This window comes from Leptospira sp. GIMC2001 (assembly GCF_028462125.1).
Lineage (GTDB): Bacteria > Spirochaetota > Leptospiria > Leptospirales > Leptospiraceae.
Genome location: NZ_CP115468.1, coordinates 993,070 through 1,019,426 on the forward strand (window position 1 = coordinate 993,070; position 26,357 = coordinate 1,019,426).

At 37.1% G+C, this 26,357-nt stretch carries 24 protein-coding genes; 13 read left to right on the forward strand and 11 right to left on the reverse strand.

Going from position 1 to position 26,357, the window contains the following annotated elements; all coding sequences use genetic code 11:
• Positions 1–88: 88 nt before the first annotated feature.
• On the reverse strand, positions 89–1,630 hold the full coding sequence (locus O4O04_RS05940; RefSeq protein WP_272534823.1) for a SulP family inorganic anion transporter: 1,542 nt from the start codon (positions 1,628–1,630) through the stop codon (positions 89–91).
• A 107-nt stretch (positions 1,631–1,737) separates the two neighbouring features.
• Between O4O04_RS05940 and O4O04_RS05945 the strand changes: the two genes are divergently transcribed.
• The 4 genes from O4O04_RS05945 to vapC all read left to right on the forward strand — a co-directional run bounded on the left by O4O04_RS05945 (position 1,738) and on the right by vapC (position 5,749).
• Positions 1,738–2,955 carry an OmpA family protein gene (locus tag O4O04_RS05945; protein WP_272534825.1) on the forward strand — a complete coding sequence of 406 codons (1,218 nt, stop codon included), beginning with the start codon at positions 1,738–1,740 and terminating at the stop codon, positions 2,953–2,955.
• A gap of 202 nt (positions 2,956–3,157) precedes the next feature.
• Entirely contained in the window at positions 3,158–4,918 is a 1,761-nt protein-coding gene (locus tag O4O04_RS05950) for a methyl-accepting chemotaxis protein (RefSeq protein WP_272534827.1), read from the forward strand.
• Positions 4,919–5,098: 180 nt separating this feature from the next.
• On the forward strand, positions 5,099–5,296 hold the full coding sequence (locus O4O04_RS05955) for a type II toxin-antitoxin system VapB family antitoxin (RefSeq protein WP_272534828.1): 198 nt from the start codon (positions 5,099–5,101) through the stop codon (positions 5,294–5,296).
• 3 nt (positions 5,297–5,299) lie between these two features.
• Positions 5,300–5,749: a type II toxin-antitoxin system VapC family toxin gene (gene vapC, locus O4O04_RS05960; protein WP_272534829.1), complete on the forward strand. Its 450-nt coding sequence runs from the start codon at positions 5,300–5,302 to the stop codon at positions 5,747–5,749.
• A 27-nt stretch (positions 5,750–5,776) separates the two neighbouring features.
• Here the strand turns inward: vapC and O4O04_RS05965 are convergent, their stop codons facing one another.
• Positions 5,777–6,871 carry a DUF2804 domain-containing protein gene (locus O4O04_RS05965; protein WP_272534831.1) on the reverse strand — a complete coding sequence of 365 codons (1,095 nt, stop codon included), beginning with the start codon at positions 6,869–6,871 and terminating at the stop codon, positions 5,777–5,779.
• Positions 6,872–7,004: 133 nt separating this feature from the next.
• Between O4O04_RS05965 and O4O04_RS05970 the strand changes: the two genes are divergently transcribed.
• A complete protein-coding gene (locus O4O04_RS05970) occupies positions 7,005–8,582 on the forward strand; it encodes a DEAD/DEAH box helicase (RefSeq protein ID WP_272534832.1) in 1,578 nt (525 codons plus the stop codon).
• A 743-nt stretch (positions 8,583–9,325) separates the two neighbouring features.
• Here O4O04_RS05970 and O4O04_RS05975 read toward each other — a convergent pair.
• The 4 genes from O4O04_RS05975 to O4O04_RS05990 form a co-directional block, all read right to left on the reverse strand.
• Positions 9,326–10,366 (reverse strand): DUF368 domain-containing protein, encoded by a 1,041-nt coding sequence (locus tag O4O04_RS05975; RefSeq protein WP_272534833.1) that lies wholly within the window; start codon positions 10,364–10,366, stop codon positions 9,326–9,328.
• 48 nt (positions 10,367–10,414) lie between these two features.
• Positions 10,415–11,089, reverse strand: coding sequence for a uracil-DNA glycosylase (gene ung, locus O4O04_RS05980; RefSeq protein ID WP_272534834.1), 675 nt, complete (start codon positions 11,087–11,089; stop codon positions 10,415–10,417).
• A gap of 21 nt (positions 11,090–11,110) precedes the next feature.
• A complete protein-coding gene (locus O4O04_RS05985; protein ID WP_272534835.1) occupies positions 11,111–11,401 on the reverse strand; it encodes a hypothetical protein in 291 nt (96 codons plus the stop codon).
• A gap of 84 nt (positions 11,402–11,485) precedes the next feature.
• On the reverse strand, positions 11,486–12,841 hold the full coding sequence (locus O4O04_RS05990) for a hypothetical protein (protein ID WP_272534836.1): 1,356 nt from the start codon (positions 12,839–12,841) through the stop codon (positions 11,486–11,488).
• Here O4O04_RS05990 and O4O04_RS05995 point away from each other — a divergent pair.
• The gene (locus O4O04_RS05995) at positions 12,822–13,748 is read left to right on the forward strand and encodes a DMT family transporter (RefSeq protein WP_272534837.1); all 927 of its coding nucleotides are present in this window, start codon (positions 12,822–12,824) and stop codon (positions 13,746–13,748) included. The two genes, O4O04_RS05990 and O4O04_RS05995, sit on opposite strands and share 20 nt — an antisense overlap.
• Before the next feature lie 149 nt (positions 13,749–13,897).
• Here O4O04_RS05995 and O4O04_RS06000 read toward each other — a convergent pair whose 3' ends face one another.
• From O4O04_RS06000 to O4O04_RS06010, 3 genes are read right to left on the reverse strand one after another with little or no spacing between them, the layout of a single operon-like run.
• Positions 13,898–14,197, reverse strand: a complete 300-nt coding sequence (locus O4O04_RS06000; RefSeq protein WP_272534839.1) for a 4a-hydroxytetrahydrobiopterin dehydratase — start codon at positions 14,195–14,197, stop codon at positions 13,898–13,900.
• Positions 14,198–14,246: 49 nt separating this feature from the next.
• Positions 14,247–15,302 carry an AI-2E family transporter gene (locus tag O4O04_RS06005; RefSeq protein WP_272534840.1) on the reverse strand — a complete coding sequence of 352 codons (1,056 nt, stop codon included), beginning with the start codon at positions 15,300–15,302 and terminating at the stop codon, positions 14,247–14,249.
• Positions 15,299–15,823 carry a cyclic nucleotide-binding domain-containing protein gene (locus O4O04_RS06010; RefSeq protein WP_272534841.1) on the reverse strand — a complete coding sequence of 175 codons (525 nt, stop codon included), beginning with the start codon at positions 15,821–15,823 and terminating at the stop codon, positions 15,299–15,301. Before O4O04_RS06010 ends, O4O04_RS06005 begins: the two co-directional genes overlap by 4 nt.
• A gap of 34 nt (positions 15,824–15,857) precedes the next feature.
• On the opposite strand from O4O04_RS06010, the gene bioD reads away from it, so the two are divergent.
• Genes bioD through serB form a run of 7 tightly spaced genes read left to right on the forward strand, consistent with a single transcriptional unit; the run spans position 15,858 to position 22,293 of the window.
• The gene (gene bioD, locus O4O04_RS06015) at positions 15,858–16,559 is read left to right on the forward strand and encodes a dethiobiotin synthase (RefSeq protein WP_272534843.1); all 702 of its coding nucleotides are present in this window, start codon (positions 15,858–15,860) and stop codon (positions 16,557–16,559) included.
• Entirely contained in the window at positions 16,556–17,875 is a 1,320-nt protein-coding gene (gene bioA, locus O4O04_RS06020) for an adenosylmethionine--8-amino-7-oxononanoate transaminase (protein ID WP_442915930.1), read from the forward strand. The genes bioD and bioA overlap by 4 nt, the downstream gene beginning before the upstream one ends.
• Positions 17,876–17,898: 23 nt before the next feature.
• Positions 17,899–18,954, forward strand: a complete 1,056-nt coding sequence (bioB, locus tag O4O04_RS06025) for a biotin synthase BioB (RefSeq protein WP_272534844.1) — start codon at positions 17,899–17,901, stop codon at positions 18,952–18,954.
• Positions 18,955–19,007: 53 nt separating this feature from the next.
• Positions 19,008–20,381: an MFS transporter gene (locus O4O04_RS06030; RefSeq protein WP_272534845.1), complete on the forward strand. Its 1,374-nt coding sequence runs from the start codon at positions 19,008–19,010 to the stop codon at positions 20,379–20,381.
• Positions 20,382–20,410: 29 nt separating this feature from the next.
• A complete protein-coding gene (locus O4O04_RS06035) occupies positions 20,411–20,593 on the forward strand; it encodes a hypothetical protein (RefSeq protein WP_272534846.1) in 183 nt (60 codons plus the stop codon).
• Positions 20,583–21,350, forward strand: coding sequence for an SGNH/GDSL hydrolase family protein (locus O4O04_RS06040; protein WP_272534847.1), 768 nt, complete (start codon positions 20,583–20,585; stop codon positions 21,348–21,350). Before O4O04_RS06035 ends, O4O04_RS06040 begins: the two co-directional genes overlap by 11 nt.
• A 46-nt stretch (positions 21,351–21,396) precedes the next feature.
• Positions 21,397–22,293, forward strand: coding sequence for a phosphoserine phosphatase SerB (gene serB, locus O4O04_RS06045; RefSeq protein WP_272534849.1), 897 nt, complete (start codon positions 21,397–21,399; stop codon positions 22,291–22,293).
• Here the strand turns inward: serB and mutS are convergent.
• Positions 22,267–24,951 (reverse strand): DNA mismatch repair protein MutS, encoded by a 2,685-nt coding sequence (gene mutS / locus O4O04_RS06050; RefSeq protein ID WP_272534850.1) that lies wholly within the window; start codon positions 24,949–24,951, stop codon positions 22,267–22,269. The genes serB and mutS overlap by 27 nt on opposite strands.
• Complete coding sequence (eutC, locus tag O4O04_RS06055) at positions 24,938–26,356, reverse strand: ethanolamine ammonia-lyase subunit EutC (RefSeq protein ID WP_272534852.1); 1,419 nt, start codon at positions 26,354–26,356, stop codon at positions 24,938–24,940. Before eutC ends, mutS begins: the two co-directional genes overlap by 14 nt.
• Position 26,357: the final 1 nt, after the last annotated feature.

The window sequence follows — 26,357 nt, forward strand, 5'->3', positions numbered from 1 at the left end:
TCCTTACAGTTTATTTTAAAATTTCAATTTAGATTATTTTATCAATTGAATACTTTATGCATTGTATATTATTGAAAAAAATCAATTCTCAGTTCTTTCTAAAAATTTCATATCTGGCATTATGAATTTTATATACTTCAACGTCAATGTTTCGGTCTATACAAGAATCCAGAAAATCTTCCAGAGTCTCTAACACATCATTGTCAATAAATTCTGCCCGAGACCCATCAAGGAGCACACTTGCACCATCAGGGATATCCAGAATTTTCTGTTTTAGTTCAGGCTTATTGATAAAGAAAGCATCTCGATTGAGTCGGAGTAAATAGTTTTCATTATGTTTAGTTAGGGTGATAACCTCTTTATAGTTGCCTTTTAGAACAAAAATGAGTCCAATCGCAGTTCCTATAAAAATTCCGATCAAAAGATCTGTAAACAGTATGGCAATAATTGTGAATAAAAATGGTATAAACTGATTCTGACCTTTTTTATAGATCTCTATAAAAACGGACGGATTGGTTAATTTGAATCCGATTACAATGAGAATCGCCGCCAACGAAGAAAGTGGAATGAGATTTAATACATTAGCAAAAAAAAGTATAGATAGAAGAAGCAATATACCATGCAAGATACAGGATAATTTCGTTTTTGCGCCAGCAGTGAGATTGGCTGTGCTTCTTACGATAACGGATGTTACTGGGATTCCGCCAAAAATTCCGCATAGAAAATTCCCTATCCCTTGAGCGATTAGTTCCCTATTCGTGGATGTGGATCTTCGTTTTGGATCCATTTTGTCAATTGCTTCAATGGACAGTAAAGATTCAATGGATGCGATAATAGCGATCGTTAAACCAACTCCGTATATTGACAAATTCTTATATGCTGAATAATTGGGGAAAGTGAGATTCTCAAAGAATGTATCGCTCTTGAGTATATCTGGTAAAGTAACCAAGTGATTCTGTGCAAGTGCTAAGTTTGGATTGTAAACCAGAAGGAACTGATTGAATCCGATTCCAGCCAATACTACAATTAAAGCTCCTGGCAGTAAACGAATCCATTCAAATTTACGAATATAACGATTGTCCACTAATATAAGAAAAATCAGTGATGATATAGAAATACATACTGCTATCGGAGATATGGATTGAAAAGAATAGAACAATTCACTAAATGTGTTATGCCCATCAAATTGAAAAAAACTTTCATCTCCTTCAAAATCGAAGTCATATCCTATAGCATGCGGAACTTGTTTTAAGATTAGGATGATACCAATTGCCGCAAGCATTCCACGAATGATTGCATGTGGAAAAAGACTGCTCAAATATCCAGCCTTTAATAAACCTAAGCCTATTTGAAAAATTCCTGCAACAACTACAGCAAGAAGAAAATTCTCATAGCTCCCAAGGGAATCAATTGCTCGAGAGACAATTACTGCAAGTCCTGCAGCAGGACCAGATACTGACAGGTTCGATCCACTCATTATCCCGATTGCAATTCCTGCGATAATGCCAGAAAGAATCCCACTGTATAAAGGAGCACCAGATGCGAGAGCTACCCCTAAACAGATTGGAAGCGCAACAAGAAATACTACAAAAGAGGCAGATACATCAGCTTTAAAATATTTAAAATTCATTGACTATCCGAATTTAGAATGCGATTTTTTGCGATCAATCTGTTATTTTCAGAAATTGAAAATTAACATTTTTTCAAATTGGTCGAAGTATAAACTAAGGATTTCTTATGCAAACTTACTTTCTTTCGATTGCCATTGCTTTCTCTATCCTAATTCCAAGTTATATTTTCTCAGACGAGCCAAGAAAATTAGAATGGAAACTCCAATCAGACGATGTTTTGGAGCTGAATGAGTTTCACAATGTACGGTTTCGAGTGATGGATCGTGAGGTCAATCGGCAAGATAGGAATCGTATCGTTTTGAAAGTAGAAGAATGTTCGGCAGTTTCTTGTCGTTTGGACAGTTTTTTTGATACGTACGTTCGTTATGGAAATACGGAAGGTCCCTTTCGAAAGGACAAAAGTTTTATTTCTAAATTCTTCATTCAAAAAAATGGACTCTACATAGTTCCAGATGAATATGTTATGCCTAATCTAAGATCAGTTCCAGGTTTTCCTGAAAGTCCAGTTTCAACTGGAGATTCTTGGAATATGGCTGCAGAAGAATCCTTTGATTTTATAGGTGGTCGCGTTAAGATTCCTGTAAACGCTGAATACAATATACAAGGTCCAAGGGAATGGAAGTGGAACGAACATTCGGGTCGCGGAGAAAGAATTAACTATAGTTATTCGATTTATCATCAAGAAAAATCCGTTCGAGAAGGAGTGCCAGTTAAAATTTACGGATTTGCTCGAGGGACTGTCTATTTTGATCCAATTCGAGGGGTTCCTCAATACAAAGAAAATAAATTATCTTATACGTTTGTCTATCCTGGTGGAATAGTTCAGGAAGCTAGTTTTCATATCAATGGAGTCTATCAGCATCGCAAGACATTGACCGATCAAGCAAAGGATGATTTTCGCAATCAAATCTCTAATGAGCTAGGAATTCCAAAAGACGATAGCAAGTCTCCATTAAATGTTAGGCGAACTGATGAAGGAATCTCCATTTCTATGGATTCAATCCTTTTTGATCTAGATAGCGCAGATCTGAGAAAGGATGCTCTAGATCAGATTGGAAAAATTGCTGAAGTTCTAAAGAAATATCCCAAAAGAGAAATTCGAATCAGTGGGCATACAGACAATACTGGTGGAAAAGATTACAATCAGAAACTTTCTGAGAATCGAGCCAAGTCAGCATTGAATGCATTGGTTGATAAATTTGGTTTAGACCCAGATCGAATGTCATACGAAGGGCTTGCTGATCGCAAACCAATAGCTTCGAACAAAACAGAAGAAGAAAGAAAGAAGAACCGTCGTGTGGATATAACTATCGTTGTTGAATAGCGATGGTGTCGATTTGATAGAAAACAGAAACTGCATCGCAAAATCTTTAAATCACCAAAACAATGAGTAAATATTCTAATTTTAACGATTAGAATATTTTCATAGAACCTCTGCTTCCATTATATAGAAATTAATAATTGACTGTACTCTTTGTACGCAATAGATATGTAAAATATGTTTATACGATTTGAAAAATTGGTTTATGAAATTACAAAATATTAGTGGCAAGATAATTGCTCTCTTTTTTCTCGTCTCAGCAATCGGTTATGCAATTTTTATTGGGTTGTTGTATATCGACCGAACTAGTGAAATGAAGGATCGCGCAATAGAGAAGTCTCTTGACTATGTTTCTCGTTCGGTTCAAATGTTTATGGTATCAACCATTAAGTTCAATGAAGAATTTGATTCTGCAAATGGTGATGATGCAAAAAACTTGGTAAGACAGGATTGGACTCGAACTATATTCGCAGTTGACGAAGCAATCACTCATGATTTTGGAGTTGATATTCCAAGAGTGAGACTAGTCACAGATCCAAAATTACTTTCTCTTAAACCTCAAGGAACTTCTACTGGAGTCGAAATAAGTTTTGAAGAAGAGGCATTGAAGTCTTTTCTACAAGGATCAAAAAAAGTAGAAGAGTTTAATGATAATTTCTATCGACTGAGCCTTCCTTTGAATGCCAATACACATCCTGGATGTGCTCATTGCCATTTCTACAATCCTGGAACAGATAAGCTATTAGGTAGTATTAACGTTTATATAAATCTAAATAAAGATAAAGAAGCATTGAATGCTGATTTGATGAAGTATGGTCTGTCCTTTCCATTGTTCATTCTTGCAATGGTTTTTATTTTATTTTATGGAATTCAAAAATTACTAATTAAACCAATTAAAAATTTTGTGACAATATCCAAAAATATTTCTGAAGGAGATCTATCTCAAAAATCACAAATGGATTCTGATGATGAGATTGGACAGCTTTCTATCTCGATTGATTCCATGAGAGAATATCTGAATAATTTTGTAACTAAAATCAAAAGTACATCCGCGGATTTACAAATTACATCTGATAATATGAATACTAAGATTGATTCGCTTGCAAATATTTCGCAAAGTCAGGCTGCAGCTTCGGAGGAATCATCGGCTGCAATCGAAGAATTATCATCGACTCAAGAAAATATTTCTGTTCATATCAATGATACTGTTAAGCGAGGAACGGAAATTTCTAAGTCTTTGAATCTTCTGAATGATTCGATTTTTTCTATTCAGTCAGAAATCCAAAATCTGACGGATATTTCCACATTTACGAATGAGCATGCAAGTGTAGGTAAAAAGCAAATCAATGAAGTAAATAATTCCATCCACGATATCGCCTTGAAATCTGCAAAAATCCAAGAATTCACAAGAATTATTAGGGATATATCGGACAAAACCAATTTGCTATCACTGAACGCGGCAATTGAAGCAGCAAGAGCTGGAGAATCAGGAAAAGGTTTTGCTGTTGTTGCAGAAGAAATTTCAAAATTAGCAAATCAAGCTTCTTCAAGTGTGAAGGATATTGATATCAATTCAAAAGATATGGTAGACTCGATTGAAAGTGGAAAGACACAAATCAATCAGCTTCTCAAAATACTGGAAACAATCATTTCAAGCGTAGAACGTATTGAAGGCTCTGTCACGAATGTTATGAATAGCATAACGGATCAGACTAGCAATACAAAGAATATAGTTCAAGGTGTAGATAAATTTCAAAATATGATGGATATCATTGATGGATCTACTCTTGAGCAAAAAAAAGCAATTCAAGAATTCGCCTCAATGGTTAGTAATCTAAGTAATGAATCGCAAACTATGGCAGATACTTCCATAGAAATGAAAGATTTATCAAAAAATATCAATAACCTAGCATTTGAAATCAATGATTTAGTCAAGAAGTTCAAAGTGGGCGAAGTTCAGAGTTGAATTTGGTCATCGTCCCTACATTTAATAGTTCATTAAAAAGCTCACGACTTTCATTTATGAACTTTTGAATAATAGAAATAAAAAGAAAACAAGATTGATGTTGGGGACAATGGTCATATAGATGCATATTAAGTGTTTTTAGATTGACTATTAGTTTACACACTGTATTGTGTAGTTAAGATGGCAACCAATTTAAATATTGATAATGATCTTTTGAATCAAGCTTACTCTATAAGTGGTTTAAAATCCAAAAAAGATACTGTAAATTTAGCATTAAAAGAATTTATAAAAAGATACAAGCAGGATCAATTTCTGAATTTCATCAATAATGTTGAATACGACGAAAACTATAATTATAAAAAAATAAGAGATCGTTAGATTTTGAGAAAATTAAGTCTTTTGGTTGATACTTCGGTTTGGTCTGAAGCACTTCGAAGAAAGAAAAATGATTTTGAGACTTCTGAGACTTTCTTGTATAAATTGATTAAAAATGAAGAAGAAATATTTCTCACAGGATCAATAATTCAAGAAATATTGTCAGGGATAAAAGACGGCAGACTGTTCGATCAGATACAAAATCATTTAAATTATTTTAGCTACTTAGAATTGGATAAGAAGGACTATATTGATTCTGCAAAATTACGGAATGAATTATCAAAAAAAGGCTTATCATTGACTACAATTGATTGTCAAATTGCAACAACGGCAATTAATAGAAATCTATACTTAGCTACTTATGATAACGATTTTGTCGGAATTTCCAAATATAAAGAATTAAATATTTTAAATTTAGAAAATTACCTGAAGATTAAAAAGAAAGCCAACTCATAATGTCTCGGTTGGAGACTCAAATGATGGTCACCAACGGGCTTTGTGGTCTTCAGCCCAGCCTATTACATTTTCGATTTTGTAGTTTTGAGTTTTGGTTCGGATGACTCCGTTGTATCTACCAAAGCACTGGAATACTTCTGAGAAAATTACAATAAAATTGGATAGAGCTCGTCTTACATAGAAGGGTTCGAATTCCAATTCGATGGAATCGGATTCCAATGTTTTCATAATCCATTTGTTTTTGTAATTTTTCTTATCATAGATCCATTGGAGTGGTTCAGTAATCTTTGTTAGGTTTCCATTGATGACATAACCATTTTCGGAGATTCCCGTTCCATCGGTCCATTGCCCGCCCATGTTCAGGCCGATAGTATCAGACCCGGCTCTTGTCGAGAAGCTGCCCCAATTCCAAGAAATGGAATAAGGCCAGACTCCGCGACCGTAATCAGCACAGGCAAAACTGTCTTCCGTTTTGAATTCCAATCGAAAAGGTTTTATTTCACCAATTGTTTGGGTATTATTATTTTGTTTGGATGAATCGTCAATTGGTTCTATTTGAACAAAACCTCGAGCGGGCAGGCAATTTTGCTTAGAAGTATATTGAAACTTGGAATCTGACCATGGAACGACTACATTCAAAGTGTCATGGTTAGGTGGATAAGAAATGATAAATTCTGCATTTAATTTTTTGCCATGAAAATTTTTCCACAACACATTGAGGCGAACTTCGGTGCCTCCTTCAAAATTCTGGAAGTCTACTTTTACATTTGGAGTTTCAAAGCTTGCATTATCAGAAATGGATTGGGGTAAGGATTTACCAAGAGGAAAAGCGATCATTTCGGTTGCTTCTTGAAATATCCCAGTTGAATAATCAAGATAATAGACAAAAGCAAGTCCGGCATAGTCAACGTCGGATATTGTTATCGAAAACATCCCTTCGGGTCCTGTTACGCACCAATAATTCCAAAGCTTTTTTCTAAGGAAATGGTTCTTAAGATTGGGAATAAATAGAGGTTTTCTTGCCCATCCAATCGCTTCTCTGTTGAGGTTTCCATTTGGAGAACAGAGTGAAATAGTTTCCTTTATTTCTAAGGCTTCATATTTATTATTGGGAGTCTTCATTTTGTCTGGTTCTCGAATGGTAAGAATTTGGCAAGTGGAATTGGCTTTACAGCCTGATCGATTCTACAATTGTGGATAAAGACCGAATTTCTAGCTCTTTTCCCCTGCCGGATTTTCCACTTTAGGAATCAAAATGAAATCAACAATCACTTTCCAAGACCTTGGGTTGTCCCAAGAAACCATAGATGCAATTGTAGCTATGGGTTATACAGAACCTTCTCCTATTCAAGCAGTAGCCATCCCTAAATTATTAAAAGGCAGCGACCTAATTGGTCAGGCTCAGACTGGAACCGGAAAAACAGCAGCATTTGGCATACCTCTTCTCGAAATGTTAAAAGCAGGCGACAATTCTCTACAAGGTTTGGTGTTATGCCCAACTAGAGAGCTTGCATTGCAAGTAAGTCGTGAACTTCAAAAACTTGCAGGGCTTCGTAAAAATGTTCGTATCCTTGCAGTATTTGGCGGAGACTCAATCCAAAAACAAATCAAATCTGTTCGTGATGGCGTGCAAATCATAGTAGGAACTCCAGGACGTATGCTGGATCTCATGAATCGCAAAATCTTAAAACTCGATACTGTAAAAATGGCAGTCTTGGATGAAGCAGATGAAATGCTCAATATGGGATTTCGTGATGATATGGAAGAAATTCTCGGAACGATCCCTACTACAAGGCAGACTATTCTATTCTCAGCAACCATGTCTCCTCCGATTATGGATATCGCTCAGAAATATTTGAATAAACCAGCTCATGCAAAAGTGACTGGCGAAGTTATGACGAATGCTTCTATTGAGCAAATCTATTATGAAGTTGGATCGCAAGATAAACCTAGATTGTTGTCTTCGGTTGTTCGCCAAACAGCGATGAAGTCGGTAATCGTTTTCTGCAATACCAAAAAAGTTGTAGATGATACAGTTGTATCTCTTCGCAGAACTGGATTGCAAGCGGATGCAATTCATGGTGACTTGAGTCAAGCTCAGAGAAACCAAGTATTGAATGCTTTTCGTCGTGGTTCTTTGAATGTTCTAGTTGCAACCGATGTTGCTGCACGTGGAATTGATGTAAGCAATGTGGATGCAGTGTTTAACTACGATATTCCAGCGGATCGTGAGAATTATGTTCATAGAATTGGAAGAACTGGTCGCGCAGGTAAATCTGGACAAGCGATTAGCTTTGTTACAAATTCTTCTGAGCTTCGCAAAATTCGCGGAATTGAGAAATTTTCCAAAGTAACAATGATTAAGAAAAGCCCACCTTCCAGCAAAGAAATACGGGCTTCTTATATCGATAATCTTGCAGGACTCGCAGAATCTCTGTCAGTTGACGTAAGTTTGGATCATCATAGAAAATTGGTTGAAGAACTCAAAGCAAAAGGGATTGCAATAGAGCATATCTTAGCTCAATACTTACAAAAAATCTGTCCTCTTGAAGTAGTTGATAATATTCCAACTCTTCGCGAGCCATCAGGCGCTGATCGTGATGGTGGTGGCCGCAGTGGTGGTTATCGAAGATCAAGTGGGGGCGGAGGTGGCTCTAGCCAAGGTAGCGGGAATAGATTTTTCCGTGATAAAGGTAAGTCTTCGTCTAATGGCCGTTCTGACTACAAAAGATCGGATCGTTCTTCTGGCTCATCTGGATCCTCTGGTTCTTCTCGTGATTCAAGCGGTGGCAACAGGTCAGAGAAAAAAACTTTTAAGAAAGCAAGCAGATAACTTTAGTTAGATATAAGATCGTCAGGTCTCGCATATTTCTCTGAATGCAAAAAGGCAAGGAATCAAATCCTTACCTTTTTTTTCGTAATAACCCAGCCCAGGGCTTAAGCCCTACGCTATAGGAAAATTCAAAATCCTAAACATCTAAGAACTTTATCTATTATGATTTGCAATATTAATTTACAAATCCGTTTTATGTGATTTGTGAAAATCTTCCAATATCCGAATATATTGGAGAAAAGTACGAAGAGTTTTCACACCACATCACCATTTCTTTCAGAAAGTGGTGACGGGCAGGCGGAGACACGAAGCACACGAAGAATGTTGTGTTGTTTAGTAGTCGTATTTGTTGATTTATTTCCTCTACGTAACTTCAGTGCTCTATGCTTACATAACACTTCATTCCGAAGGAAATTTTGCTAAGGTGTGAATTGAGACTCTTGTGTTTCTTGCAAAACTTTGCATAGATAGTGGGCAGGAGGACGGGAGGACGGGAGGACGGGAGGACGGGAGGACGGGGCTTAAGCCCCGGGCTTGGAGAAAATTCAACATCAACAACTTTCAAAAATTTCATTCCCACTGAGCTACAATGAAAATTTACAAATCCGTTTTACGTGATTTGTGATAATTACATACTTTCCGAAATGAAAAGTATAAAACGATAATTGAATATACCGTTTTGAACTAATTAAACATTATTAAGTTTTTCCTTTCATATTCTAAATAGAGAATGCCTTATGTTTCTACGATTTCCTTGAATCACTAGGATGATTGGGATGATGAGGATGTTTGTCTTTGTAATTTTCCCCTTTTAGAGCTTCTACATAGTTCAAGCCTATGCCAAGCATCAAACCAATTGCAATTGATCCTAGAACCCAAGCGATATCAGATGCTTGCTCAGGGATTATATTCTTGGCAGTTGCAATTTGAATATCTCTCTTAACTTCTCCTGATCTTCCTGTTACAGTTTGTCCGGCAGAAAAGTCTTTGAATGGCCAAAGAATAAAGAAAGATCCAAGAATCAAACCAATCAAAAAAGACATGGTTGTTGATTTATGATGTTCTAAAAGATATCGAATGAGTCTCGTGAAAGCAAGTAGCCCAGCAAGACAACCAATCGCAAAGGCGCCCAGAAATAGAATGGATGATGGGTCCAAAATATTGGAAAGTTTTGCGAGAACAACTTGGTATTCACCAAGGACAAGCATAATGTAAGATCCAGAAACACCAGGAAGCACCATGGCAGAAATTGCAATGGCACCGGTAACAAAACCAATGATCGGATTGTCGGATCCCGCTTTATCAGCAATAAAAAATACTGGGAGTATTGCCAGTACAATACCTGGAATCATCCAGATCAGCGTTGAAAATTTTCGATTTTCGACCATTTTCCAAGGAACAGACAGTGAGGGAATTATAAGACCAATAAACAAAGCTAAGGTGATCGATGGATGATTAGCAAGGGCAAATTGCATGAATTTAGCTCCTAGAACAACCGCAATCATGACACCTAAGAAAACACTCCCCAAAAAGAACGCGTCAATTCGACGTAGCTCTTCAGCGAAGTTTACTCTCGATTCTCTCTTATGAGGTGATAGTAAGAAAGCGATGGATATTTTGATTGTGGAAGTGTCAATGGATGTGGTCGCAAGAATCAAGCGATCATAGAGTCCGAGAACAAGTGCAAAAGTTCCACCACTCACACCAGGAATTAGGTTAGCTATACCGATTAGAATGCCATTGAAGATTGCAAAAATAAATTCACGAGTTGTAATTGGAAACATATTTGTAGGCTTTCGCTTAAGCATAACGTAGGCAAGAAAAATTCAGATTCACTCAAACCACTTGATGGGTTTCTCACCCTTGGATACCAAGTATTCATTTGTCGCAAGAAAATGACCATTGCCCATAAAACCTCTGGACGCAGACAGAGGAGATGGGTGTGGGGATTTTAGAACAAGATGTTTGCTTGTGTCGATGACCATTCCTTTTTTCTGAGCATAGGCTCCCCATAGTAGAAAGACCAATCCAGATCTTTCTTGTGATAGTAATTCTATTACACGATCTGTAAATTTTTCCCAACCTTTGTTCTGGTGTGAGCCGGCTTGATTTTCTCGAACTGTGAGTGTTGCATTGAGCAGAAGGATTCCTTGTTCAACCCAGTGTGAGAGATCACCTGACTTAGGAATAGTTACATTCTGTTCACCTGCTGTTAGTAATTCATTTTTGATTTCTTTGTAAATATTCAGAAGCGAAGGTGGAACCTGGACATTGGGGTTAACACTAAAGCATAGACCATTTGCTTGATCTGTTCCATGATACGGATCTTGTCCAAGAATGACGACACGAACTTTCTGGACTGGTAAGGAATCAAGGGCTCGAAAGATTTGGCTGGCTTTCGGAAATATTCGAAAATTCTTATATTCGGTTTTTACAAATTCTGTTAGTTCGAGGAAATAGGGCTTAGTAAATTCATCTCCCAGAATATTCTTCCAGGAGTTCTCCAATTTTACATTCAAGACAAAAGCTTAGGCGATTTTCTTAGATTCTTGCCAATCCCAAGTTCTCAGTGCATTTAAGAATACGGAGAGTGCAGGAAGATGCTTATCCTGAACATTCTTAATTACCAAGTCACAAAAAAGCTCGAATGCAGGAAAATACGCAGTATCTTCGCAAAGAATTTCCAGATATCGCCCAGATCCTTGTAGGATTTCGTGAACCTTCAAAAAGTTCGGTTTACCAATCACTCGAATTGCGTCGAGTTCCCAAGGAATTGAAATGAGGAGTGAAATTTGTTGCTGATCTTTCGTTACTTGCATGCCCAGTACCTGTTTATGTCTCTTAACCTGAAAAAGGTCTAAGGTATATAAGGGACATAATCCGAAAATCATACAAGAGTTTTTTCATATAGGTCTAGAAAAAAATAACGCGCGCAAGGACAAATTGCCCTGGGAGAAGTGAACGGTTTCTATTTTGTATTTTGGTTTGATGACTTTACATGCCAAGAAATGGGTCTCGGAATCGGGGCAGAGCAAGAAGCCAAATATTGGATTCCCTGCATTCTTTTTCTCAATTTCGATGAGTTTCTCAGCAATTCTTGTGTAGAAGTTTGTATTCTCTTCTTTTTTTTGCATTCGTAAGCCGTAAGGTGGATTGAGAGGAAGGAAAATTGTCTCACCTTCACCCGCATCGATTTTGCGTTCGAAAAAATTCCCCTCTTCAAAACTCCAAAATGCTGATCTATCCGTTTTGGAATGAAGTGTGGAGTTAGCATTGGGTTTGGACTTATTAGTTTGGCTATTTACTAGAATGTCTGATCTTAATTCTTGGATGCGTTCTGCAAACGATTCTAGATTGGAATTCGAATTGTCAACAGCGTCCGTTTCTAGATCATAGCATTCCATTATAATATTTAGATTTTCTAAAATACTAGCTTTTGATTTTTTTCTTAGGAAAAGATAAGGATCATTTCCTTTCCAGATATTGATATGTTTACTTTCTAAGGAATTGAGATTCTCAGGTGCGATAGAATTCATAATGAGATAGAACTCGAATGCCAAAGTGCCCGTTCCAGAAAAAGGTAGAACAAATCGTATCTTAGATTTAGGATCAAAATTTTGTATTGAGTTCTTATTTTGACCCTTCCCTTGATTTTGGAAAAATCTTTGAATCATTTGGTTTAGCAATATTGCCGCTATATCTTCACTTAGAGGTGCACTTTTGGAGAGAGGAGAACGAAAGCCTCGTTGATAGAGTGGCTTGTCTCTAAGGGCTAAATAAAGTTTTGCATGATTATTGAAAATTTCCAATAAAAATCTGGGCTTGAGCTCATTCAATTTCTGGGAAGGATCACGTCCTATAATTTTGGTTAAATGATTGCGTGCAGATTGTTCAGTCCAACGAGGTGATTGACGAATCTGAACAACCAAATTGTATCCACCTTCTTTACGAATTAGATCACGAATCTCTGGATCCAAAACAAAATCTTTATCTCCTAATTTTTCTGCGAGAAGGACATAGATATCCCTCAAGCTATAACTTCTAGTTAGAAGTCCTAGTAGAGCTTGCAAGGATACTTTTCGTACTATAATTTTTTCCGGGTGTAGGATGAGCTGTGGCTCTGCCGTATTCTTCTTTTCTGGAATCCAGGGATTCAAGATTATGGAATTACATTCTTCTAAGGCATAGGCTCCAAGACCTGGCGTAAAACTAAGGTGAGCTGTAAGAGGTTTTTTTGTAATGGATGCAAAAAGGGACAAATTCTATATCACCGCTGAATTTTATTTGGTATTCATGACGATTATTTGGGGTGGCACTTTTATTTTCATTAAACTTTCCCTTGATTCTCTCTCTCCCAGTCTTTTTCTTATACTTCGATTCACCATAGCCCTTGGATGTGCGCTTATTTTCTGGAAGTCAGATTTGTCAAAAGTGAATAGATCTACATTTGGAATCGGATTGCTCGTTGGATTAGTGATGTTTGGAGGATACTATTTTCAAACTGCTGGTTTAGAATATACAACCGCAACTCAATCAGGCTTTATTACAGGTGCTTATGTGGTCATCATACCGATGTTAGAGTCTATATGGACTCGCCGCATTCCTAAGTTCAGTATTTTGTTAGCCGTTGTCATTGTTTTTATCGGGATATTCTTAATTTCGATTGGTGATAAAGGAATAGATACTCAAGATTTCCATTTTGCTTTACAATGGGGTGACATACTCACTCTCATTGGTGCTTTCTTTTTTGCTCTCTATATTTTATTGATCGATATAGTAAGCAAGAAATATCATGAGGTATCTTTGATATTAGGACAATTGACTGCAGCTTCAATTCTTGCAGGCATTTTATTGGGAATAGATTGGTTTTATGATCCGAGTAAAGTTAAGATGGAATTTTCCAATTCAGCTTGGTTTGGAATTTTCTATACGGGGGTCATTGCAACGATTGTTCCCGTATGGGTTCAGACTCGATTCCAAAAAGCGGTTACACCAACTAGAGCTGGCTTGATCTTTAGTCTTGAGCCAGTTTTTGCAAGTCTGTTTGCATTTTTTGTGGTCGGAGAATTGCTAGGAGTTATTGGTCTTATAGGCTGTAGTATTGTGTTTGTTGGAGTAATTTTAACTTCAATCCCTCATAAGAAAATTCGGAATCATGAAAATTAGAATATTCTATTATTCAATATTTTCCAAAATGACACTCGATTCCCCCTTTTCTATTGGAGCATTGCAATTCGCTATACGGACCATTGAACTGGGATAAGTTCTGTAGGTAAAAACAATTGATCTTTTTAAATTGCTTGAATTTACTTCATCTATACATTCAAATTCGAAATATTCGAAATTTTCATAGCTAACTCAAAGTCTAGCTCAGTGAGTCCTCCTGTATCATGAGTCCATAGTTCGATCGATACTCGATTGTAAGTATTGATCAATGTTGGGTGGTGATCCATAGTCTCTGAATGAAAAGCAACTTCTGTCATAAAACTAAATGCTTTTACAAAGTTTGTAAATTTGAATTCTCGAAATAAATGATTATTGTGAATTTTCCAGTTATTCCCGAGATTCTCAAGTTTGGATTCGATTGCCTTTTGGCTTAGCAGCTCTCGATTCATATCTTACTCCATATTTTATTTCTAATAAATCTACGGATTATTATGTTTTCTAAATAACGCCATGTTCTTTGAGGCTTTTGTATAATATTCCCAATGTTACTTTGAGTACAGAAAGTATCGGAATCGCAAGAAGCATTCCCCATAGACCTAGTAAATTGCCCCCAACTGTGATGCCAATCAAGACGAGTAACGGATGAAGTGATGCTGATTTCGCAATTACTGTTGGTTGGACTAGAACATTATCGATCAATTGGCACAGCAAAACGACTGATGCGACCGGCCAAACCGACTCCAAGCTTCCTCCGGTTACAAGCGCGTAAATCGCTGGAGGAATAAGTCCGATCACTGGGCCAAGATATGGAATGACATTGGCGACGCCTAAGAAAATTCCAAAAACTACAAAAAATTTCAAACCCAGAAAATAGAAACAAACACTAGCAATTACAGCCATAATAGTGGATTGAATGATTAAACCTTTTAAGTAATTGGTTACTTGCTCATTGATTCTATGTGTGATCATTAGAGTCATTTCGAAAAACCGATTGGGAACAATCGCAACACAAGCTTTGTAGATTGAATTGGCATCTAATAATAGAAAGAATGAAAAAATAGGAGTTATCAGCAGATAGGTGATAATATTTGGAACAGAATCAATTATATCATCAATTGTTGAGTTCGCGTAAGTTAATATGTTTTTTGCTAATTCACCAGGAGGAATTGTCTTCTGTATAAATTCAGAATCAACTCTCAGAAGCCAGTCAATTTGTTCGGCAAACCTTCCATTTTCTTGATTTTCGAATTCTTTTGTCCAATAAGAAAGAAAAGGAGACAATCTCTCAACGGCAACAGGAAGATAAAAATAGAATAATGAATAAATGATTCCACCTATGACTATAAAAATAATTGATATAGCAAGAGCTCTATTGATTCCATATGACTCCAGATCATTGATCAATCCGTGAAATGCGTAGTATACAAGGATAGAAAGTAGAATTGGGATGCCAAGGATTTTGATCCCGGCAATCATCACGGCAATAATGAGAACTATCAGTCCGTAAAAAACAAATTTTAAGGCTGACTCTGTCTTTCTTGACTCAGAAATCATTTATCAACCTTTTTCTTTTTTCCTTTGAAGTATGCAATCTCTAACACTTGATTGGTGTTTATCAATCTCTTAGTTATTACTTTCGAAAAGGCTAGGAGGATCGCATTGCCTGTCCTTGGTTTTGTCTGGATGAGTGAATCCAATTCAGGTTGGAAGAATCCTAATAATATGGAATCTTCTTGGCAAGTTGCAGTAGCCGATCTCGGCTCTTCCGAGAATAGACTCAACTCACCGAAAAAAGATCCGGGTTCCAAAGTCGCGAGCTTGAGAGTCACGCCTTCATGGGTTGATTGGATCTCAACTTTTCCTTTAAATATGAGAAAAAGTCCAGCACCCATCTGACCTTGTCGAAAAACAATTTCTTCAGCCTGATAATTTCTTCTATGAACCAGTCTTGCAACTTCACGAATATGTTTATTGGGTAAACCTTGAAATAACGCAGTTGTTTTCAGAAAATGAAATATTTCTTTGACGGGGTTTGTTTCGGAGCGGAAGATGGATTTCCATACGGGTAGTTCCATAAGTATCTTCCCAGTATTTTACGTTTGGATTATCGTGTCAATTTTTATCACAGCAACCGGAACTGATATTGGTAAGACTATGATTGCACTTTCAATCATGGTTAAATATGGAATAGGCAATAAATTGCTTTATTGGAAGCCAGTGCAGACTGGCATTGATGATAATTCTCAACCAAGTGATAGCGATACGATTGCAAATTGCCTCAACGATTCATCTTGCATACTACCAGAAGGTTATAAATTTATTTATCCAGCTTCTCCTCATTTATCTGCAAGTAAAGAAAATTCAGAAGTTTCTTTAGAATTTTTGAATCTTTTCTGGGATAGATATAAATCACAAGCAAAATTAATTGGTCAAGAAATTATCGTCGAAGGTGCAGGTGGAATCATGGTTCCTCTAAATCGCAAAACATTGACTATAGATTGGATTCATGAGCTGAATATTCCTGTTCTACTGGTCGTATCAACAAGTCTTGGAACGATCAATCATAGTTTGATGAGTTTGGAGATGTTGAGAAATCGAAATATTCCTGTAATTGGATTTTTTGGCTACGGTGAGATGAGTGATATTTGGATCGACTCCAAAGATATCATTTCGGAAATTTCGGGATTTCCATGTTTGGGGGAGTTTTTTGTCCCCAAAATAAATGGTGAAATTCTAAAAAAAGATAAATTGTTTCAATATATTCATAAGTATTTTGACACAGAAGAAAAACTCTCAGGACTGATCCATTGATTTGGCATCCGATGACGATCCAAAGATCAGAGAATTCTCTGATTCGCATTGAACGAGGAGAAGGTGAATTTATTTATACCGACAAGGGAGCTAAAATCATAGATGCGATTTCATCTTGGTGGACAGTTATTCATGGTCACAATCATCCTCATATAATGGACGCTATACGAAAACAGACGTCTGAATTAGATCATGTAATTTTTGCTGGCTTTACTCATCCAAAAGCTGAATTATTAGCAAGAAAGATTTTAAACTCCACCAAGTTGAATAATGAATTTTCATTCTCAAAAGTTTTCTTTTCGGACAACGGATCCAATGCAATAGAAATCGCTTTAAAAATCGCATTGCAATTTTTTCGAAATCGAAACAAGAAAACAGATCATAAAAGAAAAAGCTTTGTTCGGTTTTCACTCTCCTATCATGGCGATTCGATCGGAGCTATGTCCGTCGGAGGGGATTCTGTATTTACAAGAATTTTTCGGGATCTAGCATTTCCGACAAAAGAATTCCAATCGCCGAATTGTGTGAGATGTCCTTATCAACTCAAACCAGAATCTTGTTCAACAGAATGTTTGGATGATTTTAGAAAGTCTATGGAGCAGGTATCCGAAGATATAGTTGCAGTCATTCTTGAACCTTTGGTTAGTGGAGCCAATGGAATGGTATTTCATTCCGATCGATATCTACGTGAAGTTAGGCGAATTACCCAAGATTATGGAATCTTATTGATTCTGGATGAAGTCTTCACTGGAATGTATAGGACAGGAAGTTGGTATGCTTTTCAGAAGGCTACAATCAAGCCAGATATTGTTTGTCTTGCAAAAGGACTCACTGGGGGAACGCTACCTTTGGCACTTACCCTTACGACCGACGAAATTTATAGTGAATTCGATTCACCTGATCCCAATAAGGCATTTTTTCATGGCCATACAATGTCGGGCAATCCACTCGCTTGCGCAGCAGCTATCGCTTCTATGGAAATTTTGGAAGAATCAGGAGCCAATCAAGTGAAAAGCCTCGAGACAAAATTGAATCTATTTGGAAATAATTTGTTGAAAAGGCTCGGTGATCGAATCCGGGATTTTCGCGTGTTAGGGGCAATCGCTGCTTTTGAAGTCGAAGTAGAATTGGGGCGAGACGAATACTTGAATCCAGTAGGTGCCAAAATACGTAAGGCATGTTTAGACAATGGAGTTTTGATTCGACCTCTAGGCAACACAGTGTACATCACTCCTCCCTACAATATAGCGGAACAAAGTTTGGAAACAGTATTTACTGTGCTTACAAATGTGCTGGAAAAAGAATTTACGCACTGATTCTCAATTAGATTATGGAAGCAATGATCGCGACAACCATAGATAGTCTTATCAACCAAGAAGAAGCCCTCGAAATTCTTGATGGCAGTGTTCCACTATTGGAAGTAATTCAGAAGGCAAGCAAACCTAGAACAGAATTTTTTGGAAAACAAGTTCGAATTCATATCCTTGATAATATAAAGAACGGATTCTGCCCAGAAGACTGTGGATATTGTGCTCAGCGAAAGAATGGTGATTCTGGAATTAAGGAATATCCACTCAAATCGGAAGAAGAAATTTTCAATGATGCGAAGGTTGCCAAAGAAAATGGTGCCTATAGATTTTGTATGGTTACATCAGGAACGGGTCCTGGAGATCGTTCCATTCAGAAACTATCTTCCACTATACGAAGAATTACAGATGAGCTGGATATGAAAGTTTGTCTATCCGCTGGAATTTTGGACAACGAGAAAGCAAAAATCCTAAAGGATGCAGGACTTGATCGATACAATCATAATTTGAACACAGCAGAATCTCACTACGGTGAAATTTGTACTACTCATACTTATCAAGATCGAGTTTCTACGCTCGAATCTGCGAATCAAGCAGGCATTGGTTTATGCAGTGGTGTAATTGTTGGAATGGGCGAGAGCTTCAAAGATATTGTGAATGTTGCAATTGAACTTAAGCGTTTGGATGTGAAGAGCATTCCCGTCAATTTTTTTATTCCTGTAAAAGGACATGCAATCAAAAATCCCAGTAATTTAACACCTGAGTTGTGCCTACGCATACTAGCTGTTTTTCGTCTCATCAATCCAAATGCTGAGATCCGTATGGCAGCTGGAAGAGAAGGCCATCTACGAAGTTTAGAGTCCATGGGTCTATTTATTGCAAATTCTCTATTTGCTTCTGGTTACTTGAATGTAAAAGGATCTGAGATTTCAAATACCTTACAGCTGATTCAAGATGCCGGTATGGAGCCTGAGTTTGCTGATGGAGTTCCTGAGAGTTGGCAATCTTCTCTTGTAACAGAACATCCGTATGAGGCGAAGAATTTTCCAGATTTATACAAATTTCAAAAAAATCCATTGCCAAATTAAGAACGCTTCTATAGATTTCGTTAATACAGTTTTGGTAGGCAGGTACAGTTTTCATGGAACGACCTAAATTTCCGTTAGGACGAACAATTAGTTATGCTATTGGTCAATTCGGCTGGTCATTGTTGATCAATATAATTGGAACTTGGCTTGTATATTTTTACCTACCTCCGAAGGAAGCGGATCTACCGATCCTAGTTACGGATGTCGCAATTTTCGGAATTCTCAATACGATCGGAATTGTTGCATCTCTTGGAAGACTGTGGGATGCGATTACCGATCCCCTCATTGCGAATTACAGCGACCAACTAGACACGCGATGGGGTAGGCGAGTTCCTATGCTTGCTTTTGGCGCTCTACCAGCCGCTTTATTTTGTTTTCTTACATTTTTCCCGCCTGACAGCGTTGTAAGCACAAAGAACCTCGTTTGGCTTGTGGTTATGATGTTTGCTTTTTACTTTTTTCTAACCACTTATGTTACGCCGTATTTTGCCTTAATCCCTGAATTGGGCCGAACACCAGACGAAAGATTGAATATTTCCACCTATATTTCTGTCACATACTTTCTAGGTATTGCAATCGCCGCACAAGCACCTGTTATGTGGGGAGGTATGATGAGTGCCTATGATCTTCCAAAAGTGGATGCCGTGCAATATACATTAGGTGGTCTATCACTGCTTGCAATGATCTGCATGTATTTTCCTGTTTTTGCTGTTGATGAGAAAAAATACTGTCAGTCAGAGCCATCGACTGTTCCATTCAAAGAAGCATTGATTCTTACTTTTAAGAATAAAAGTTTTCTCTACTTCTCTCTTTCCGATCTCGCATATTTTCTTTCCACAACCATTTTACAAACTGGGTTGATCTATTATGTAACGGTTCTCTTGGTTCAAGAAGAACAATTGCAGGGATTGCTTATGCTTGTGCTTGGAGTAACATCTTTTGCAATGTATCCTGTTGTTAATATACTAGCTAAAAGGATAGGTAAGAAACCTTTAGTATTAGTAGGTTTCTCTATTTTCTTTCTCGTTTTTTGTTTTTGTTCGATTCTTGGTCAGCCATGGATTCCGTTCTCACCGTTTATTCAAGGTATTCTAGTCGTTGTGTTCGCTGCAATTCCAATGGCGATTCTTGGAATATTACCAAATGCGATTTTAGCTGATATCGCTGAATTGGATGCACTTAAGACTGGTTCTCAACGAGAAGGACTATTTTATGCAGGTAGAACTCTAATGCAAAAAATGGGACAAACTCTTGGAATTTTAATTTTTTCTAGTCTATTACTTCTCGGAAGAGACACGTCTAATTCAACAGGTATACAAGCAACGGGTCCTGCAGCTGCATTCTTCTGTCTATTGGCGATTCTCCTGTTTTCCAAATATAAGGAGAAAGAAACTTTAGAAGAGATTGAAAGGATAAGAAGCAAATAGAACCTGGCATTTTAAGAGGATAAATTTCCATGAAGTATAAAATAGAAACAACCAAGCTTAAGAACGGCTATATTGAAGCTAAGTTGATCGAGACTGGAACGAATAACCCAATCGAATTTAGAATTTGCGATACTGAAGAATATGCTCAGTCGCAGATCAAAGATTGGCAGAAGCGTTTTCGTATGAACGAACCATCGGAATATGAGAAATAAGAAATTTACTAATACTGTAATTTTATTATCTTTATTTCTCTTCTCTGCCCAATGCAAAACTCTCTTCTCTTCTTTCAAATATGAAACCAATTACTTTAGTTCCGATTTCGAATGCAACCCAAACCCTGGGTTGAGTAACGAAAGTATTTTCAAAGACTACCTTGGTTCTATTTGGCTTCCGATTCGTTTTATTTATCAGGCCGATAATGAAAAAATTAAGAAAGCCAAAACTGTAATTGTCGGCAATAGTCTTGTTCAACTTTTTACACCAGACTTGATGGAAAAGGAATTTCCATCCAAGGGAATTGTAAATCGAGGAATTGGCGGTGACATGACTGAGACTCTTTTACTGCGAATAGAAGATGATGTTCTTGTTCTGCAACCTCAAAACATCATTATAGAAATCGGTGGCAATGATATGATTTTTGGAAAGTGTCATTCTTTTTCGCAAAAAAATGTTCACTCTATTATTGCCAAAATCCGCTCTAAATTGCCTGGAACCAAAATTATTTTCTTGGCAGTTCCTCCGACTGATATTCCAAATTTGAATGCTATTGTTCCGATTTTTAATATATTTCTTGCATCACTTCCAAAACAATATTCCAATCTCCACTATCTTGAAACTTGGACAGAAATGAAGGATACAGATCTGCCAACCATTCGCAGAGATTTACTTCGGGAAGGACTTAAAGACAAATTGCACTTTAACGAAAAAGGTTATTCAATCTGGGGCAAGTTGCTAAGACCTCTATTATAAAAATACTTAACTAGATCAGTTTAGAATCATTGGATAGAATTTAAAAATGCCTGCAATCATTGCTATTTCCCAGAATTTTGATAAACGAGATCAATGTATTGAATCCTTGACCAAGCGATTCCCTGGCAATCTCTCCGTTGCAGAAACTAGAGTGGGTGAAGCTTGTGGATTGTATTGGATTCTACCTGAAAATTACAATGCTGTGGAAAGATCTGAGATCCGCGAAAGATTGATCCAATTAAGACAAAGTTTTCAACAATTTAAAATCGATTTTATCTATCTAAATCAATTTTTGGATTCCAAAAGTCCAAATCTTTTTGTTTTTGATATGGATTCAACTTTGATACGAGAAGAAGTGATTGATGAGCTCGCTCGTCGCAATGGTTTGTATGAGGAAGTTGCAAGTGTCACCAAAATTGCTATGGAAGGTAATATGAGCTTTGATGAATCTCTTCGAATGCGAGTCGCATATTTAAAAGATCTTCCTAAGTCAGTCTTTGACGATGTCTATGATCATTTGAATCCTAATGACGGAGTTCCGGAATTTCTTGATCAGATAAAAACATATAAACATAGTTATGTGGCAGTTCTCAGTGGAGGATTTGTTCCTATACTTGAAAAATTTGCTAATAAATACAATCTAGATTATTATGAAGCCAATGTCTTGGATGAATCAAATGGACGTTTAACAGGAACTGTAAACGGACGAATTGTCAATCGAGAAAGAAAACGCGATGCTTTTTTAGAATTGCTTGAGAAGTATCAAGTCGAAAAAAAGAACTCTGTTGCGGTCGGTGATGGTGCAAACGATGCACTGATGTTAGCTGAAGCTGAATTCGGAATCGGATTCCATGCTAAACCCAAATTAAAAGATGAGCTAATCAATTGGGTCGATTACAATTCTATGGAATCTTTATTATTGCTCTTTGGACCATCTTTGTAATTCATCTAAAATTCCAAGCGCTTCGATCGGTGTAGTCTTGTCTACTTGCATAGTCTGCAATTTCTTTCGAATGCGATCCATTGCAAGGCTTGCTCGGTCTGGACCGCCTTGAAAACCGGGGAATAGACTTGGCTCTTCGGTTCTGATCCTAATTTCTTTTTTCTTGGATTCCAATCCTTCTAGAATTTCTTCTGCTCGTTTGGTGATCTTGATTGGGACTCCAGCAATTTTTGCAACATAGATTCCAAAGGATTTTTTTACTTTGCCGCGCTTAACTTTTTTGAGAAATAAAACTTCTCCTTCTTTCTCATAAGTGTCCATGTATAAATTGAAGATTCCGTTACCTCGTTCCAACTCAGTAAGTTCATGGTAGTGGGTAGCAAAAATGGTTTTGGTTCTAACGTCTCGTTCAGCTAAGTATTCGAGAATTGCCCAAGCAAGACTCAATCCATCATAGGTAGATGTTCCACGTCCAACTTCATCGAAGAGAATCAAACTTTCCTCGGTCATTTGATTGAGAATATGTGCAGTCTCTTTCATTTCGATAAAAAATGTAGATTCACCACCAGTCAAATTATCACCGGACCCAATTCTTGTGAATATTCTATCAACTATTGGTAGTTTGGCGGACTTGATTGGAAGATAGGAGCCAATTTGAAATAGAATCTGATTGAGGGCAACTTGGCGCATAAAAGTAGACTTACCTGCCATGTTAGGCCCTGTAAGTATTGCGATCGATTCATCACGATTGTCTAAATGAATCGAATTCGGTACAAAACTCTCACCGATAGGAAGGTATTTCTCCACTACGGGATGGCGGCATTCGTTCAATAACAATTCCCGATTGTTTGTAGCTTCAGGTTTTTTCCAACCGTATTGATCCTTAGCGACTGTTAGAGAAAGGAAAAAGTCCAACTGTCCAAGTTCACGGGAAAGATCTCGAATCAATTCTTCCTTTTCTAAGCATTCGCCAACTAAGAAGTCGAATTCTTGTTTTTCAATTTCGTCGATGACTTGGTCGGCTTGAAGAATGGTTCTTTCGATTTCTTCCAATTCAGGGCATGTAAATCTTTCTGAGCCGACGAGAGTTTGTTTCTTGCTATAACTTTCTGGTAATGATTTAGCTTGGTTTCTTGAAATTTCTATATAATAACCCAATATTTTATTGAATCGAATTTTCAAGGTGCCTAGACCCGTTTCTTTTTTTTGCTTTTCTTCTAAATCTAGAATCCAGTCCTTTCCTTGGTTTTTGGCTTTTCTTGAACGATCTAAGTCTGAATTGAATCCTTCTTGAATGAATGCAGAGTTACCAAGAAAAACTGGTAGCTCACCTTTAAAAATTCGCTTATCTATATCTTCTTGTAAGCCAGTAAGACCTGCTATCGAATTGGATAATTGTGCATAAGAAAAATCTATATTCATCTCTTGAAGTATAGATAGAATTTTTGCACTCGTCTTGAGAGTGTTGAGTATTCCAGCAAAATCTCTTGGGTAGGCTTTGTTGCCTCTAAATCGACTCATGATTCTTTCTAGATCAGACGTATTGTCCAATTCTTCTCGAATCTTAGTTTGATTTTTCTTCGAACTGAAAGCATCAATTGCCTTCCATCGGTTCTGAATGATCTCCATATTTCTAGTTGGAAATAATATATTTCGTTTTAGGGATCGTTTACCCACAGAAGTTCTACAGAAATTCAGAACTGCAAATAGAGTATGATCTTTGGATTTATCGTTATCAACCAACTCAAGATTTCGAACCGATTCTTCATCAAGAACCAAGTATTCATTCTCCGACATGATCTCAGCTTTTTTGAAAGAAAAACTATTCTCCCGATAATTAAAACTCAAGTAACAATCCAGAATATGTTCCAGAACTTCGTATTCTTTGAATTTGGAAGGATTCGAATCCTGAACTAACTGCGATTCGTTGAGTAAATTAGAGTTTTCAAATTTACTATAGTTTTTCTCGAAATTTTGTTTGTTTTTATTTTCTAAATTGAGTTCATTCTTGGATTCATTGTGTTCTTGGATTTCCTCATTTGTAATCGTTGTAATCAAGGGATGAAAATTCAAACTCCCTTCCGGAAATAAATGATCCCATTTTTCTTTTTGTTCCAAAGGAATTACGATTTCCTTGGGATTGAATTTATATAAACTTGCTCGAAGCCCATCCATATCCCCTGGTTCAAAGGAAAAATACAATAGATCAGAAGTTGAAACATCAGCAAAACCAAGGAAAATTTTAAGTTCTGTAATTACTGCAATTCCAAGAAAATTATTGTTGAATCCGCCTAATAAATTTTCTTCAATCACAGTTCCTGGAGAAATCACACGAACCACTTCACGATTCATAATTTTTGCTTTTGGATCATCAGACTTGGTTTGTTCGCAGATTACTATTTTTTTGCCGGCACTAATAAGTCTGGAAATATAGGATTCAGTAGAATGGTAGGGAATGCCTGCCATTGGAATTTCGTTCTGTCTTTTTGTTAATGCGATGTCTAAGATTTTTGCAGCTTCTTTTGCATCGTTCATAAACATTTCATAAAAATCCCCCATGCGAAAGAATAGAATCGCATCTGGATATTTAGCTTTAATCTCTAGAAACTGTCGCATAACAGGTGTATCTAGAGCGTCTTTTAAATTATTTTTTTGCATTCTGAATAAATTCTCTTATTTTCTCGCGAGATTGGACGCCTGGAGATGATTCAACTCCACTTGCGACATCAACGCCATATGGATGCAGACTGCGCACCGCCTGTTCCACATTTTCGGGATTGAGCCCTCCAGCAAGTAAATACTTTCTTGTGAGTCCAGACAATCTATCCCAAGGAAATTTTGCACCAGTTCCTCCACCTTGACCATTGGAAGGTGAATCTAAAATACAGATCTCTTCATTAGGAAAGGGAAGGTCTAAATCCGTGATCTGCTCGCTAACTGAAAATGCTGGTAGTAGATTGAATTCTTCTCTTAGAAAATCCCATTTGGAATTAAGTTCTTCATCACCCCAGATAAGTTGAATGAAATCTGGTCGGATAGTCCTCGAGATTTTGAGTATTTCTTCGATTGGATTCTTGAAAAATAGCAATACTACCTTGCAATCTTTCGACAACCTAGCATTGGCTAGATGAATATTCTTAGAAATTTCTTGTGCAATTTCGAATTTTACATTTCGTTTACTTGATTGCGAAAGGTTGATACCTATATAATCTGCATCTTCAGAAACAGCATATACAGCAATCTCACTTGTTCTTACCCCGCAAATTTTTACTTGGACTTTCTTAGTATCGAGCATTAGTGAAATTGATTCTGAATTGTCTTTCAATTGAACTCCCGAAATCTTACGGTTGAGCGATTCCTGAATCAATAATACCAATCTCTTAGATGCGATACTGTAAGGCAATCCTTTCGGTCGAATATTGGAAATACAATTTCTGGATTCATCCGTTTTGCCAAGTCTTGGTTCAAAAGTTAAGTAAGCGCCTAAGCTATCTGGTGAAGAAAGACCTGGCCTCTCACCAACCAGTAGAATGCCTAGTTCGGAATTTAGTATAGAGCCAATATGATCGGTTATCGCAACTCTTGAACGATGAATGTAGATTAGGTTAATATCAACACCGATTTGGAATCCTAATTCTAAAATGAATTTCGATAGTTCGGATAAAAAGTCATGAATATTGTTGATGATTGCAAGTGACGAAAGTCCATTTGTGATAGCGATGAATTTTCTACCATAGTTTTGGTTTTGTTTCTTCAGATTTTCGAGAGTATTGATAGATTCTTCTGATAGAAGGCGCCCTTTGTCAGGACGGCAAAGATACGTTTCTAAATTATCTGCTTGAGAATTCAAGATAGTCAAATTGACTCCTAGTCGCTCCTGAATCGTTTTCTGCAATTCATTCGGATCAATGTTCATCTTGAGCGAGTCTCTTGCTTTAGCGTGCGCTAAACGAAATGCCAAATTATCATCCGTACGTTCAGATTGCCCAGTTCTTCCAAGACCAATTCTTGCATCTGTATAAGTTCTTAATTTTCTCCAAGGATCTTGATGATTTGATGCCATA

Bases quoted from the DNA above. Each gene is read 5' to 3' on its own strand.
- O4O04_RS05940 (WP_272534823.1), bottom strand. From the start codon at position 1,630: ATGAATTTTAAATATTTTAAAGCTGATGTATCTGCCTCTTTTGTAGTA.
- O4O04_RS05945 (WP_272534825.1), top strand. From the start codon at position 1,738: ATGCAAACTTACTTTCTTTCGATTGCCATTGCTTTCTCTATCCTAATT.
- O4O04_RS05950 (WP_272534827.1), top strand. From the start codon at position 3,158: ATGAAATTACAAAATATTAGTGGCAAGATAATTGCTCTCTTTTTTCTC.
- O4O04_RS05955 (WP_272534828.1), top strand. From the start codon at position 5,099: ATGGCAACCAATTTAAATATTGATAATGATCTTTTGAATCAAGCTTAC.
- O4O04_RS05965 (WP_272534831.1), bottom strand. From the start codon at position 6,871: ATGAAGACTCCCAATAATAAATATGAAGCCTTAGAAATAAAGGAAACT.
- O4O04_RS05970 (WP_272534832.1), top strand. From the start codon at position 7,005: ATGAAATCAACAATCACTTTCCAAGACCTTGGGTTGTCCCAAGAAACC.
- O4O04_RS05975 (WP_272534833.1), bottom strand. From the start codon at position 10,366: ATGTTTCCAATTACAACTCGTGAATTTATTTTTGCAATCTTCAATGGC.
- O4O04_RS05985 (WP_272534835.1), bottom strand. From the start codon at position 11,401: ATGCAAGTAACGAAAGATCAGCAACAAATTTCACTCCTCATTTCAATT.
- O4O04_RS05995 (WP_272534837.1), top strand. From the start codon at position 12,822: ATGGATGCAAAAAGGGACAAATTCTATATCACCGCTGAATTTTATTTG.
- O4O04_RS06000 (WP_272534839.1), bottom strand. From the start codon at position 14,197: ATGAATCGAGAGCTGCTAAGCCAAAAGGCAATCGAATCCAAACTTGAG.
- O4O04_RS06005 (WP_272534840.1), bottom strand. From the start codon at position 15,302: ATGATTTCTGAGTCAAGAAAGACAGAGTCAGCCTTAAAATTTGTTTTT.
- O4O04_RS06010 (WP_272534841.1), bottom strand. From the start codon at position 15,823: ATGGAACTACCCGTATGGAAATCCATCTTCCGCTCCGAAACAAACCCC.
- bioB (WP_272534844.1), top strand. From the start codon at position 17,899: ATGATCGCGACAACCATAGATAGTCTTATCAACCAAGAAGAAGCCCTC.
- O4O04_RS06030 (WP_272534845.1), top strand. From the start codon at position 19,008: ATGGAACGACCTAAATTTCCGTTAGGACGAACAATTAGTTATGCTATT.
- O4O04_RS06035 (WP_272534846.1), top strand. From the start codon at position 20,411: ATGAAGTATAAAATAGAAACAACCAAGCTTAAGAACGGCTATATTGAA.
- O4O04_RS06040 (WP_272534847.1), top strand. From the start codon at position 20,583: ATGAGAAATAAGAAATTTACTAATACTGTAATTTTATTATCTTTATTT.
- serB (WP_272534849.1), top strand. From the start codon at position 21,397: ATGCCTGCAATCATTGCTATTTCCCAGAATTTTGATAAACGAGATCAA.
- mutS (WP_272534850.1), bottom strand. From the start codon at position 24,951: ATGCAAAAAAATAATTTAAAAGACGCTCTAGATACACCTGTTATGCGA.
- eutC (WP_272534852.1), bottom strand. From the start codon at position 26,356: ATGGCATCAAATCATCAAGATCCTTGGAGAAAATTAAGAACTTATACA.